Origin of the sequence: Limosilactobacillus alvi (genome assembly GCF_016900115.1) — a bacterium.
GTDB classification, from domain to species: Bacteria; Bacillota; Bacilli; order Lactobacillales; family Lactobacillaceae; genus Limosilactobacillus; species Limosilactobacillus alvi.
The window spans coordinates 1-12,742 of the sequence record NZ_JACJJQ010000044.1; the positions used below are offsets into that span (position 1 = coordinate 1).

At 45.2% G+C, this 12,742-nt stretch carries 11 protein-coding genes, 1 pseudogene and 1 other annotated feature; of the genes and pseudogenes, 6 read left to right on the top strand and 6 right to left on the bottom strand.

The window, feature by feature from the left end; all coding sequences use genetic code 11:
- Positions 1-215 precede the first annotated feature (215 nt).
- Positions 216-1,226, bottom strand: coding sequence for an aspartate--ammonia ligase (gene asnA, locus H5993_RS07960; RefSeq protein ID WP_180870702.1), 1,011 nt, complete (start codon positions 1,224-1,226; stop codon positions 216-218).
- A gap of 58 nt (positions 1,227-1,284) precedes the next feature.
- Positions 1,285-1,536 (bottom strand) — a binding site (T-box leader).
- Positions 1,537-1,704: 168 nt separating this feature from the next.
- Here asnA and H5993_RS07965 point away from each other — a divergent pair.
- A complete protein-coding gene (locus tag H5993_RS07965) occupies positions 1,705-2,307 on the top strand; it encodes a glycoside hydrolase family 73 protein (protein ID WP_204776949.1) in 603 nt (200 codons plus the stop codon).
- Positions 2,308-2,318: 11 nt separating this feature from the next.
- Positions 2,319-2,837 (top strand): GNAT family N-acetyltransferase, encoded by a 519-nt coding sequence (locus tag H5993_RS07970; protein WP_180870705.1) that lies wholly within the window; start codon positions 2,319-2,321, stop codon positions 2,835-2,837.
- A 55-nt stretch (positions 2,838-2,892) separates the two neighbouring features.
- Here H5993_RS07970 and H5993_RS07975 read toward each other — a convergent pair whose 3' ends face one another.
- A complete protein-coding gene (locus H5993_RS07975; protein ID WP_204776950.1) occupies positions 2,893-4,062 on the bottom strand; it encodes an MFS transporter in 1,170 nt (389 codons plus the stop codon).
- A 162-nt stretch (positions 4,063-4,224) separates the two neighbouring features.
- Between H5993_RS07975 and H5993_RS07980 the strand changes: the two genes are divergently transcribed.
- Complete coding sequence (locus H5993_RS07980; RefSeq protein WP_204776951.1) at positions 4,225-5,100, top strand: alpha/beta hydrolase; 876 nt, start codon at positions 4,225-4,227, stop codon at positions 5,098-5,100.
- A 117-nt stretch (positions 5,101-5,217) separates the two neighbouring features.
- On the opposite strand, the gene H5993_RS07985 is transcribed toward H5993_RS07980, so the two are convergent.
- The 4 genes from H5993_RS07985 to H5993_RS08000 all read right to left on the bottom strand — a co-directional run bounded on the left by H5993_RS07985 (position 5,218) and on the right by H5993_RS08000 (position 8,278).
- Positions 5,218-6,006 (bottom strand): SDR family NAD(P)-dependent oxidoreductase, encoded by a 789-nt coding sequence (locus H5993_RS07985; RefSeq protein WP_180870711.1) that lies wholly within the window; start codon positions 6,004-6,006, stop codon positions 5,218-5,220.
- 1 nt (position 6,007) lies between these two features.
- The gene (locus tag H5993_RS07990; RefSeq protein WP_180870712.1) at positions 6,008-6,700 is read right to left on the bottom strand and encodes a type 1 glutamine amidotransferase domain-containing protein; all 693 of its coding nucleotides are present in this window, start codon (positions 6,698-6,700) and stop codon (positions 6,008-6,010) included.
- Positions 6,701-6,702: 2 nt separating this feature from the next.
- Positions 6,703-7,917, bottom strand: a complete 1,215-nt coding sequence (locus H5993_RS07995) for an NADH:flavin oxidoreductase/NADH oxidase family protein (RefSeq protein WP_204776952.1) — start codon at positions 7,915-7,917, stop codon at positions 6,703-6,705.
- Positions 7,918-7,978: 61 nt separating this feature from the next.
- Entirely contained in the window at positions 7,979-8,278 is a 300-nt protein-coding gene (locus H5993_RS08000; RefSeq protein WP_180870716.1) for an ArsR/SmtB family transcription factor, read from the bottom strand.
- Between the two features lie 324 nt (positions 8,279-8,602).
- Between H5993_RS08000 and H5993_RS08005 the strand changes: the two are divergent.
- The 3 genes and pseudogenes from H5993_RS08005 to H5993_RS08015 form a co-directional block, all read left to right on the top strand.
- Positions 8,603-9,337: pseudogene (locus H5993_RS08005) on the top strand (PTS transporter subunit EIIC); the annotation flags it as partial.
- 364 nt (positions 9,338-9,701) lie between these two features.
- Positions 9,702-11,135 carry an APC family permease gene (locus H5993_RS08010; protein WP_204776953.1) on the top strand — a complete coding sequence of 478 codons (1,434 nt, stop codon included), beginning with the start codon at positions 9,702-9,704 and terminating at the stop codon, positions 11,133-11,135.
- Position 11,136: 1 nt separating this feature from the next.
- Entirely contained in the window at positions 11,137-12,480 is a 1,344-nt protein-coding gene (locus tag H5993_RS08015; protein WP_204776954.1) for an aspartate aminotransferase family protein, read from the top strand.
- The last annotated feature ends 262 nt before the right edge of the window (positions 12,481-12,742 follow it).

The window sequence follows — 12,742 nt, forward strand, 5'->3', positions numbered from 1 at the left end:
GAGGATTAACCCTCTTCTTTAATATATCACTTTTTCCTGATTTTTAAATTCTTATTTAGATCAGGTTTGTTTAGTGTACGCTAATTTTCGATAACTTTTCGCTTGACTAATCGTAGGAAAGAGGCCGGGCAGAAACGTGTGTTTCTTCCCGGCCTCCCATCGATATTGTTTAGGAAAGATTCATTTTTTCACTTCGTTTGCCGCACCCACAAATTTTACAACAAATGAATACCAGCTTGTTCACATTGCTTACGCATTTCCGCTGGCCAGAGACTAGCTTGAACTTCACCCACATGAGCCTTACCAAGCAGTAACATGCATAAACGAGATTGACCAATCCCCCCACCAATTGTATATGGTAGTTCTCCAGCCAATAAAGCCTTATGGAATGGTAATTTAGCTCGTTCTTCAGCCCCAGCCTTCTTTAATTGAGCTGTTAAGGATTCTTCAGAAACCCGAATCCCCATGCTTGAGATTTCTAATTTACATTGCAACGGTTCATACCAGAAAATGATGTCTCCGTTCAAAGCCCAGTCATCATAGTCGGGTGCACGACCATCATGGCGTTTCCCAGACCGCTTCAGCTTATCACCAATCTTCATCACAAAGACACAACCTAATTCCTTTGCAATGGCATCTTCCCGCTCCATTGGCGTTAAGGCTGGCCAACGATCTTCTAATTCTTGCGTTGTTACAAAGTGGATCTCATCTGGTAAATGGTAGACTGCCTGAGGATACTTATACCAAACTTCATGTTCCATGTGCTTGATAACCTTAAAAATCTGCTTAACGGTAGCTTTCAAAGTTGCTTCCGTTCGTTCTTCTTTGGCAATTACCTTTTCCCAGTCCCATTGATCAACATAGATAGAATGGAAGTTATCCATGTCTTCATCTTTACGAATGGCGTTCATGTTGGTGTAAAGACCTTCGTGCATCCCAAAGCCGTACCGTTTTAAAGCCATCCGTTTCCATTTAGCTAAGGAGTGAACAACCTCGATGCGTTCCCCTGGTAAATCTTTGGCCGTAAAGTGGACTGGTTCTTCCACCCCGTTCAAATCATCGTTAAGCCCACTAGCCTTATCGACAAACATCGGCGCGGACATCCGTTGTAAGTTCAATTCTGCGGAAAGTTCATCCTGGAAGGTTTCCCGGATATAACGAATAGCATCTTCGGTTTCACGAATTGATAATTTAGCATCGTAATCCTTAGGTAAAATTAAAGTCATAATGATTGCCTCCATTTTTAACCGGATGAAAAATAAAAGCCTTTCACCCCTTGCTAACTCAAGGGACGAAAGGCTTCTTTCCGCGGTACCACCCTAGTTGCCTGGGGGTAATACCCAGGCCACCTCAAAATCGAGTACTAACATACTCTCCCGGTGGTAACGTTCCGGTGACGGCCACGCCTACTTCGCAAAACGTTTGGGGTGGCAACTTTGAAAGGGTTTTTCACTTTACCAGGGTCGCCCGGGTTCACACCATCCCCGAGTCACTGTCCGAAATAATAAGGCTACTCGTCTTTCTCATCGTTTTTTAAATTTGTTAATCTTATTTTAACTAAGCTCCGTGAAATTGCAACCCCCAAATTGAATTTTTTTAATTTTTCGTGAAGAAAACCTTCGAAAAATCCTACAAAGCTAATTTAATCTATTCGCTACTCACGAATCTCGGTATAATTAAACCGATTACGAGAAAGGAACTATCATGAAACGCAAAACGATTTTTAGTATTATGATTGGCCTAGTGGCGGTTGGCCTGTTAGCTGGGTTAACCATTTTCCTAGTTAACCGTCAACAACAACCCCAACCCAAAATGGAATCTCATCCGACTCAAATGACGGTTAAGCAGTTTATAAAAGAAATTGCCCCGGCTGCTAAAGCCGAACAAAAGAAGTATCACATCCCCGCTAGCATTATTATCGCCCAAGCCGGTATTGAATCTGACTGGGGGCGGGCTAAACTTGCTTACAAATACAATAATCTCTTTGGGATGAAAGCTTCTGGCAAACAAAAACGCATCAAAATGTACACAAAAGAGACGATTAATGGCAAAACCAAAACGGTTAAACAGTATTTTGCGGTCTACCAATCATGGCAAGCTTCAATTAACGCTCATGCTAAACTAATCTTAAATGGCACCATCGATAATCATGATCGGTTTAAAGGGGTAACCAAAGCCAAGAATTATCAAACTGCGGCTTATGAACTCCAGAAAAATGGCTACGCTACTGATCCGGATTACGCAGCTAAGTTGATCTACGCAATTAAAAAATTTAAGCTAAACCAGTACGATAATTTTAATTACTAAGGAGTGATTGGATGCCAATCCCACATTTAACCAAGGCGCAAATGACCGACCTAAAGGCAATTTGTCAAATTATCGCCGACGCTAAAGCTCGCCTTAAAAAAGCCGGTTCACCCCAATGGCAAACCGGCTACCCGAATGAAAATAGTATTCAAAATGATATCATTAATCACCATGGTTGGGTGCTCCGAGCTAATCACGAAGTTGCTGGCTATGTTGCCATTATTCCCGGGGAAGAGCCAACTTATGGAGCTATTGATGGTGCTTGGATAAAACCCAATGATCCATACATCACTTTACACCGGGTAGCAATTAGTGAGCATTATCTTGGGCAAGGCTTTAGTAAGTATCTTTTCAGTAACGCCATTACCATTGGCCTTAGCCAAGGAATTCACAACTTCCGTGTTGATACTTACCATCTCAATCAGGCCATGCAAACCATTGCCAAACAAGCTGGCTTCGAGTACCGGGGAATAATCAAGGTTAACGAACCGGTTCACCCCGAACGGTTGGGGTTTGAGCTCAACTTATAGTAAACGACGTAAAAAGGAGCTAGGGGGAAACTTATTCCTTAGCTCCTTTTTTCAGCTATTTCACCTTAACATCCCGCCACTTAGCCGCTAAAATAACTAAAATCGTGGCAATTACCCCGTAGATGGCAGCAACATAACCAACCTTGGTCAAACCCAGGAATTGAACCGTTTCGGCTGCCGTTAAGGATCCTAGGGAAATCCCAATATTGGCAAAAATCGAGTTTAACGATGAAGCTAAATCCAAGGCTTGAGGATATTCTTTTTCGGCAATATTTAAAAACATTAACTGAGTTGAGGCTCCGTAACCGGCCAAAGCAATACATACCAAAGCGATAATGGCGATTGTTAACCAGGGCCAACCAAAAGATGGGGCCATTAAAACTAAGAGGATGGTCATCGCAACGTACATCCAAGGGAGCTTTTTAACCCCACCATTATTAGCCAAAACGCCCCCAAACTTATTCCCAATAATGAAGAAGACCCCCATTACAAGCAAAAGCCAATTTAGCCAAGTATCATTAAAACCTAAAACATTCGTAATCAACGGTCGGATATAGGTATAGAAGGTATAATCAGCCGCACAAACTGCCACGATAAAAAAGATTCCGACTAAAACCCGTCGATCCTTAAAGATCACAAATTGATCCGCCATGTGCCCCTTAACTTGCGGAGTATCCCGGGGAACTAACCAGAATAATAAGACCATCACGATTAAGGTCAACCAAGTAATTAACCAGAAACTATCATGCCAGGTTAAATGTTGACTAACTAGCGTTCCAATCGGTACTCCAATAACGGAAGCAATACTAAAACCAGCGAAGATCCAGGAAACTAAACTGGCTCGTTTTTCCGGTCGCGCCACAAAGGAGGCAATTACCAAGACTAGTGAGATAATCGCCCCGGCAACCGTGGCGGTCAACATCCGCGATAAAATTAAGGACCAATAATTTGTAGCCATCGCCGTCCAAGTATTTCCCATTAAAAAGATCACAATTAAAGTAAAAAGAACCCGGTGACGGGGCCAACGGTTTGCTAAAGAAGTAATTAATGGGGTTGTTAAAGCATAAACGAAAGCGAAGATGGTTACCACATACCCAAGGGAAGCTAGGGAAACGTGGTATTCCTTTGCCACATCCGGCAAAACCCCAACGATCACATACTCGTTACAGCCCAACATAAAAGCAACCATCACAAAAATGATTGCCCGTAATTGCTCTTTGCGCATAAAAGCTCCTCCCAATTTGATATAAAAAGTTTTTTATTCCGTTTAATGTCACTCAGTATACATTAACGACTTTAGTAGCAAGTTTCAACCCCTTTGACTTGACTTTTTTCCGGCCATGGGGCGATTATTTTAGCAAAAGTAAATTAAGGAGCGATACTTAAAATGAGAAACTTATGGCGTTGGTTAACCGTCGTTGTTGCGGTCATAGTTACAACTAGTTTGGCGACTGCTTGTCATGCCCAAAAAGTTAAAGAAAGCACTAGTTACGTTTCTTCAACCACCCCCACTATTTTCTTCCATGGTTGGGGGAGTTCCTACCGGGCGGAACAGCAAATGACCCACTATACAAAAGATCATGGGGTAACTAATACCATTGTCCGAGCAAACGTTGCTAAAAACGGCAAGGTTACTTGGCAAGGTAATATCAAGCGGGGAACTAAAAATCCGATCATTGAAGTTAATTTGGCCAACAACAAAAGTACCAACCTCGGTGAAAAATCAATTTCGGACGGCTATTCAAAGAGTAGTAACTACGTCTTTGATGTTTTAGCCGCAACGCAAAAGAAATTCGGTTTCACCAAGGTTAATATCGTTGCCCATTCAATGGGAAACTTGCAGGTATATTACTATTTACGGAATCACGGTGCTGATCCCAAGCTCCCGCAAATCCAAAAATTAGTTGATATTGCCGGGCACTGGAATGGCCTCGAAGTTGAAAAAGGTGCTAATAAGGTTACTCTCAACCCTAAAACTGGAGAACCTTCGCAGCAGTTACCTGAGTATGCCGGTTTAATTACCCTTCGGAATACCTTCCCACAACAAATCAAAGTCTTAAATATTTACGGAAACCTCGAGGACGGCTCTAATTCCGATGGAACGGTGCCAAACGTTTCTTCAAAGTCCCTCCGGTGGCTACTTAATAACCGAGCTAAATCTTATCAAGAACTCGAAATCAAGGGTAAGATGGGGCAACACAGTAAGCTACACAAAAATAAGCAAGTTGACCGGGCATTGGTTAAGTTTATTTGGGAAAAGTGAGGTAACAAATTTAAATATCATTAAAAGACCACTAATGAGGTTAAGTTGGACGGTAGGCAAGTCAACTCCTGTCAACTACCTTTTAACCTTTAATTAGTGGTCTTTATTTTCTGTTCGCTATTTTTTCTTCGTCTGCAAATTCTCAATCACCTTTAGGACAAGGCGCTTTGGCAAAAGCGGGTAAAGCTTGGCACTAACTTTGGCCCAGCTTGGTAAACCAGCCACAACATTTAATTTTCCAGCTAACATCCCCTCGTAACCTACCTTAGCAATTAAAGCTGGGTCAGCACCGGTTCCCGGTTTAAAAAGCTTCGTGGTGGTTAAGTCACCGGCCGTCGCAAAGCCAGTTTCCATTGGTCCCGGCATTAAGGTTGTGACCGTTACCCTAGTTGCTTTCATTTCTTGCCAAATGGCATTTCCTAAGGAGGTTAAGTAAGCTTTAGTGGCATAATATTCTGCCATTTCCGGCCCTGGGAAAAAAGCGGCCGCAGACGAGACGTTTAAAACGTGGCCATAACCTTGCTTAACCATTAATGGTAAGAAGAGCTTCATGAAAGCTGTTGGGACTGCCGCATTAACCCGCAACATTGTCAGATCAGCTTCCTTTTCCCGGGAAATAAATTTCCCCTGACCGCCAAAACCAGCATTATTAATTAAGTAATCAACTTGCCAGCCTAACGTTTGCACAGCATCAAAGACTTGTTGAACCTGACCACCCTTGGCAAAGTCAGCTTGGATCGTTTCAATTAATACAAGCGGGTAAGCCACGTGCAGTTGTGCCTTAAGACTTGCTAGTTTCATTTGGTTCCGACCAACTAAAATAAGGTCACCACCCCGCTTAGCATGTTCATGGGCCAAAGCGCGGCCTAAACCACCAGTTGCTCCAGTAATTAAAGCTACGGTCATCTTAATTACTCCCTTCCTGATTAATTGCCACTAAGAGTTTTTTAGCAACCGCAGTCGCTGAAAAAGGATTTTGCCCAGTAATTAATCGGCCATCGGTGACTGCAAATTGGGCATAGGCACGGCGTTTGACGAACTTAGCTCCTTTTTGCTGGGCTAAGTTTTGATTTAAGAAGGGTACTAGCCGGCGTTTACCGGCTAAAACTTCTTCCGCCCTTGTAAAACCAGTCACCCGTTTGCCGGCAATTAACGGGGTTCCGTTGGGCAGTTTAAGGTTAAACAGGCCCGCAATCCCATGGCAGACGGAAGTAACGTACCCGCCATTTTGATAAATGACTTCTGCAATCACCTGCAATTGACGATTAGTTGGAAAATCCCACATGACCCCATGCCCACCAGCAAAATAGATCGCTGTATACTTTGTGGGATCAACTTGTTCAGGAGCCTGCGTCCGCGCTAGGGCCACTTTTTGAAAGGCTGGATCTTGATAGCACCGCCAACCCGCAGCATCTAAGTACTTCAAACTACGCGGATCAACTGGGACATAGCCACCCCGGGGACTAACATAATCAACCTGCCAACCTGTAGCTTGCAACTGGGTAATAAATTCGGTCGTCTCTCCCAACCATAACCCGGTGGCTTCCTTCCGGGCACCATAGGTAGCTTGGTTTGTCTCAACGACTAATACTTTTTTCATGGTCATATCTCCGTTCCTCGTTGGGGCACCAAGGCAGCCAATCCTTGGTATCGCATTGCATACATTAAAATTGGCCAGGCTGTTTTGGGGCGCTTAACCGACTGATGCCTTCCCAATCGCCGCATTTGTTGCTCATAGTAAGCTAACCCGATCAACGAGCCTACTTTAGCATCAAGTTTAGCACTTCCTGTCGAAAAATGGGGGATCGCTACCGCCGTAAAGGCGCCAACTGCTAGTTTATTTGGGAGATTAGGCTCCAAAACTAAGGCCCGCGCTAATCCTACCAGGTCGGCCGCCCCGGTAGCCACGGCCTTTTCAATGCCGCTGGCCGTCCTAAAACCTCCCGTAACCATTACAGGGACCGTCACGGCGGCCTTAACTTTCCGGGCGTATTCCACAAACAGCGGTACCTTTCCTGTCCCCATCATTTTAGGATTCTCGTAAGAACCCCCCGAGATTTCAACTAAATCAATGCCCCGGGCGGCTAATTGACGAATAACTGCTAACGATTCCGTCGCCGTAAATCCGCCTGGAGTAAAATCACCCGCGTTAATCTTAATCGCAACCGCAAAATTTGGTTTGGTACGGGCGCGAATTCCATCATAGATTTCAGTAATAATCCGCATCCGGTTTGCTAAACTTCCTCCATACTGATCGGTCCGGTGATTAACTTTTGGTGATAGAAATTGACTTAACAGATAACCGTGAGCCGCATGAATTTCGACTCCTGAAAAGCCAGCTTGTTCAGCGATCATGGACGCTGTTACAAAGCGTTGAATAATCTGTTGAATCTCCGGTAAAGTTAATTCACGCGGAGGATTAAAGGCAAAGGCATTCGGCCCGGTTAGGGGAATCGCGCTCGGCGCCACCGGTTGCTTATTAACTGTTTTGGGGGCTTGCCGCCCCGGATGGTTTAATTGTAACCAGAGATGGCTCCCATTACTTTCCCCAATTTGGGCCCACTTGGCTAGTAATTGGGGATCAGTTTGCTTATCAACAATAACATTGCCCATCTCGCCACGGGCCGTGCGGTCAACCATCACGTTCCCGGAAATGATCAAACCACTCCCACCCGTTACTAATTTACGATAGTAATTCAGCAACACTGCTTGGGGATTTCCCCGACGATCCCCCATTGTTTCACTGGTAGCTGCCTTGGCCACCCGATTTTTGATCACTAAACCATTTTTTAACCTTAATTTTTGCATACTTTGCATCTAATCATCCTTTCGATTAAAGGTTTAAACTTTTAAACTAAAGCTCTAAAAAATAAACGGCCTAATTAGCTTCCAAGGCGGCCGTTAGTGTCTTAAGTTGCTTGATGATTGGAGCCATGTTTGGTTGGTAACGGCGTTCGACCCCTACTTGGCGGACAGTAATAACTCCCGCATCTAGCATTAATTTTAAATGGTGCGATACCGCCGGACGGGAAAGCGCAACTAAGGCCGTTAATTCGTTTACAGTCAGCTCCCCCTTGCAACAAAGTTCGGTCATTAATTCCTGGCGCCGTTGATCCTGAAAGATCGCAAACACGGGCATCACCGCATTAAAAGCTGCCAAGATTCGCTCTTTTTCCATATTCCCCCTCCTTTGCGTTTAAATGTTTAAACGTATTAAAACATAAATTTGCCCCTTTGACAACCCCAACCGATGCAAATAAAAAAGCCCCCTAAAAACCCACGGTGATAGGCATCAGCAAGCAAAAACTAACTTTATAATAGTTTGCTAGCTGTCATGCTAATCACCAGAATGATTTTCAGCGGAACTTGATCAAATAGCATACTTATCCCTTAAGAGCTAAACTTTCGTATGGTTGCAACGTAATTGTCGAACTCAACTTGGTAATCGCCGTTGGGTAATTACCAATTAACTTGGAAACCGCCTTACCTTGCCATGCTGTCGGTCATCGACATTATGCACGCCCAAGGCCAATACCAAGTCGTAATCGGCAATGAAGTCACCGATGTCTATGATGCCGTGATGAAGCAACCCCCTAACTTGGCCGATGCTCCCGCAGATCAAACCCCAGCTAATAACGGTAAAAGCCCAATTTCACGAGCCTTTAACAACCTAATTGGGGTTATTACCGGTTCCATGAGCCCGGTCGTGGGGGTCATCGCGGCTTCCGGGATCATCAAAGGGTTATTAGCCTTGTTGACACTTCCTCAATTAGGGGCCCTATTAAACACAAAGTCCGTTATGTATCTTTCCATTAGCGCCATGGCTGACTCGGCCTTTTACTTTTTGCCGGTCTTAGTTGGTTATGCAGCGGCTAAACGGTTGGGTGGGGATCCAATTGTGGCTGCCGTGATCGGGGGTGTCCTTACCTATCCGCAATTAGTTACTTGGGGAAAGGGCTTTAAGTTCCAATTCTTAAACTACACTTACTCCATCTTCCCAATGATTTTGGCGGCTTGGCTGGCTAAAAATTGGGCGACTGGCTTAAAGAACACCTCCCAAGTTATCTGCAAATGATCTTTAACCCGGCTCACCCAACCCAATTAACTAGTTTCTATGCTTTCTTACTTTCTAGTATCGCAGCCCATTGTCGTTTCCTTTATCGTTACTTGGGTCTGGGGATACAACGATCAAATGGAAATGGGAAAGAAAGTCGAAAAGAAAGCTACCCCAAAATAAGAATAGAAAAATTTGCCAGGTTTAGGGCAATGATATAAACAACCCGCGGCGACTGAGAAACACATCCAGTTTTTCGGCCGCCTTTTGTATTTGGTCGTAGTTTCTGTGTAATATTCGGCGGGAGGATGGGGCTGAGCTTTTTTCCCAACCTCAACCTCTCAGAGCCGTCCATAATTTTAAAAATGAGATTCTTTTAATACCAAACTTTGAAACCCCTGCCAGAAAAAAGTTCAAATTCTTTTATTGACGGCTTTCTTAAGACTTGCTAAACTATATTAAAGATTGATGAGAAAATGACATTTTACATAATCACCAATTTTACAAGCGAAAGTCACATAGGTTGGCTTTCAAGGAGGATATTATTATGAGTCTTTGGCAAACCATTACTCGGAAAGAAAACCCGAGTGTATATCAAGATAAGGATAGTCATTTAATTCGAACTCTGCGGGTTCGAGATTTCTTGGCCCTCGGGGTTGGGACGATTGTTTCCACGTCCATTTTTACCCTGCCAGGGGAAGTGGCTGCCATGCATACTGGTCCATCTGTAGCGATTTCTTTCTTAGTCGCTGCCGTGGTGGCAGGATTAGTTGCCTTTGCTTATGCTGAAATGGCGGCTGCCATGCCATTTGCTGGATCTGCTTATTCGTGGATTAACGTGGTTTTCGGGGAATTCTTTGGTTGGATTGCCGGTTGGGCCCTCTTGGCTGAGTACTTTATTGCCCTCGCCTTTGTTGGTTCTGGGCTTTCGGCTAACCTCCGGGCCTTAGTTGCACCACTTGGCCTAAAGTTACCTGCCTCACTCTCTAATGCATTTGGAACTAATGGTGGGGTGGTCGACCTGATTTCCCTTTGTGTCATCGCTTTGGTCGCCTACCTAGTTTCTCGTGGGGTCTCCCAAGCCGCCCGGGTTGAAAACATCCTGGTCCTCTTGAAGGTCTTTGCAATTCTCTTGTTCATTGTTGTTGGGATGACGGCCATCAAGGCAGCTAACTTCACCCCATTTATTCCTAAGTATCGCCCAACGCCAAATGGGCCCTTTGGGGGTTGGCAAGGGATCTACGCCGGGGTTTCGATGATTTTCCTGTCCTACATTGGATTTGACTCAATCGCGGCTAACTCTGCTGAAGCAAAAAATCCGCAAAAGACGATGCCCCGTGGGATCCTGGGATCATTGTTAATCGCCGTGGTTCTCTTCGTTGCCGTGGCCCTCGTCTTGATGGGAGTATTGCATTACACCAAGTATGCTAATTCGGCCGAACCAGTTGGTTTAGCCTTGCGGGCAGCTGGTCACCCAGCCGTTGCCTCAGTTGTTCAAACCATCGCCGTCTTCGGAATGTTCACCGCCTTAATCGGGATGACCATGGCTGGTTCCCGGTTGATCTACTCCTTCGGTCGGGATGGCATGTTGCCAAAGTTCCTTGGTAATTTGGACGCTCAAAACCGGCCTAACCGGGCTCTATGGACTTTAGCGATCATCGCTATTTTGATCGGGGCCTTCTTCCCATTTGCTTTCTTGTCACAATTGATTTCTGCCGGAACTTTAATTGCCTTCATGTTCGTTTCCCTTGGGATCTACGCCTTGCGGAAGCGGGAAGGAAAAGATATTCCAGAACCTGCTTTCAAGATGCCCCTTTACCCCGTAATGCCAACGCTTGGTTTCTTAGCTTCCCTCTTCGTTTTCTGGGGCTTGGATGTCCAAGCTAAGGTCTATGCTGGTGGTTGGTTCGTCCTCGGGGTAATCATCTACTTCACATACGGAATTCGTCACTCATACCTTGCTAAGAAGGGAGAGAAATAATATGACTGGAAGTAATCATCAATTATTAGCTCAAGAAAATGATGTTTTTGCGACTTGTGCCCGTATTAAATACTTCGACGTGGTGCTTGATCACGGGAAGGGCGCAGTCCTAACCGATGTTGAAGGCAATCACTACCTCGACCTCTTGGCCAGCGCTTCGGCTACTAATACCGGTCACGCCCACCCGACCGTGGTCAAAGCTATCCAAGATCAAGCCGCCAAACTAACCCAGTACACACCGGCTTACTTTGCCAACAGCACGACTGCTAAGCTCGCGAAGCGATTAGCAGCGATTGCCCCAATGTCCGGTCCGGTAGAGGTGGCCTGGGGTAACTCAGGTTCCGATGCGAACGATGCGATCATTAAGTTCGCTCGCGCCTATACCGGGCGCCAATACATAGTCTCATTTACCGGGGCCTATCACGGCTCCACGTACGGATCTTTAACCTTATCCGGGGTAAGTTTAAACATGACCCGGAAGTTAGGTCCCCTGTTGCCCGGGGTAGTTAAGGTCCCATTCCCATCTCCGTGGGAACAAGAAGCTGACGAAAGTGACGAACATTTCGTTAATCGTTACTTTAAGGCTTTTAAAGAGCCCTTTGAAACTTACTTACCAGCCGATGAAGTGGCCGTGATTGTAATTGAAGCCATTCAAGGGGACGGAGGAATTGCGATGATGCCTCCTGCCTTCATGCAAAAGATCTATGATTTTGCTAAAGAACACGGCATTCTCTTTGCGGTGGATGAAGTTAACCAAGGTATGGGCCGGACCGGGAAATGGTGGTCGATCCAAAACTTCCCAGGAATTGAACCCGACATGATTTCAACGGCGAAGTCCCTCGCCTCCGGCTTACCTTTAAGTGCCGTCATTGGTCGCAAAGCGATCATGGAATCTCTAGGGGCCCCGGCCAACGTTTACACGACTGCTGGAAATCCGGTTACCAGTGCCGCAGCTTTAGCAACAATTGACGTTATCGAAAAAGAACACTTACTAGCACGTTCGCAAAAACTCGGAGCCAAGGCGAAAGCGTACTTTGAAGCCGCCAAGGAAAAGTATCCGTTCATCGGTGGCGTTCGGATGTACGGCCTTGATGGCGGGATTGATATCGTAAACCCCGTAACCGGCGCACCTGATGAAGAAGCAACAACGAAATTAATCTACCGGGTCTTCGAACTTGGGGCAATCATCATTAGCCTGCGGGGAAACATCCTTCGTTTCCAACCACCACTGGTGATCACCGAAGAACAACTTGATCAGGTCTTTAAGATCTTTGATCAAGCCTTCGCTGAACTCGCTGCCGGTAAACTCGCCCTTCCCGCTGCTGCTAAGGAGATGGGTTGGTAATATCCTTCCTAACGAAGCTAGATTACGCGGAATATAAATTCTGATTTATAACTAATTATTTTAGGTCTTCCCTACAAACAACCTAAGATTAGTTCAGGATGAATTTTACCATCCTGGACTTTTTTATTACCCTAAAGATAGAGCTAAGGTCGTCCATAGCCTCAGGGACTGCGAGTCCGTATCACAAAATGACCTCCGCTATCTTTGCTTTGATATTTTGATTTTCAGGTTGTGGGACTACGAGTTCGAGTATAGGAAATGA

Bases quoted from the DNA above. Each gene is read 5' to 3' on its own strand.
- asnA (WP_180870702.1), bottom strand. From the start codon at position 1,226: ATGACTTTAATTTTACCTAAGGATTACGATGCTAAATTATCAATTCGT.
- H5993_RS08000 (WP_180870716.1), bottom strand. From the start codon at position 8,278: ATGGAAAAAGAGCGAATCTTGGCAGCTTTTAATGCGGTGATGCCCGTG.
- H5993_RS07970 (WP_180870705.1), top strand. From the start codon at position 2,319: ATGCCAATCCCACATTTAACCAAGGCGCAAATGACCGACCTAAAGGCA.
- H5993_RS07965 (WP_204776949.1), top strand. From the start codon at position 1,705: ATGAAACGCAAAACGATTTTTAGTATTATGATTGGCCTAGTGGCGGTT.
- H5993_RS07980 (WP_204776951.1), top strand. From the start codon at position 4,225: ATGAGAAACTTATGGCGTTGGTTAACCGTCGTTGTTGCGGTCATAGTT.
- H5993_RS07995 (WP_204776952.1), bottom strand. From the start codon at position 7,917: ATGCAAAGTATGCAAAAATTAAGGTTAAAAAATGGTTTAGTGATCAAA.
- H5993_RS07990 (WP_180870712.1), bottom strand. From the start codon at position 6,700: ATGAAAAAAGTATTAGTCGTTGAGACAAACCAAGCTACCTATGGTGCC.
- H5993_RS07975 (WP_204776950.1), bottom strand. From the start codon at position 4,062: ATGCGCAAAGAGCAATTACGGGCAATCATTTTTGTGATGGTTGCTTTT.
- H5993_RS08015 (WP_204776954.1), top strand. From the start codon at position 11,137: ATGACTGGAAGTAATCATCAATTATTAGCTCAAGAAAATGATGTTTTT.
- H5993_RS07985 (WP_180870711.1), bottom strand. From the start codon at position 6,006: ATGACCGTAGCTTTAATTACTGGAGCAACTGGTGGTTTAGGCCGCGCT.
- H5993_RS08010 (WP_204776953.1), top strand. From the start codon at position 9,702: ATGAGTCTTTGGCAAACCATTACTCGGAAAGAAAACCCGAGTGTATAT.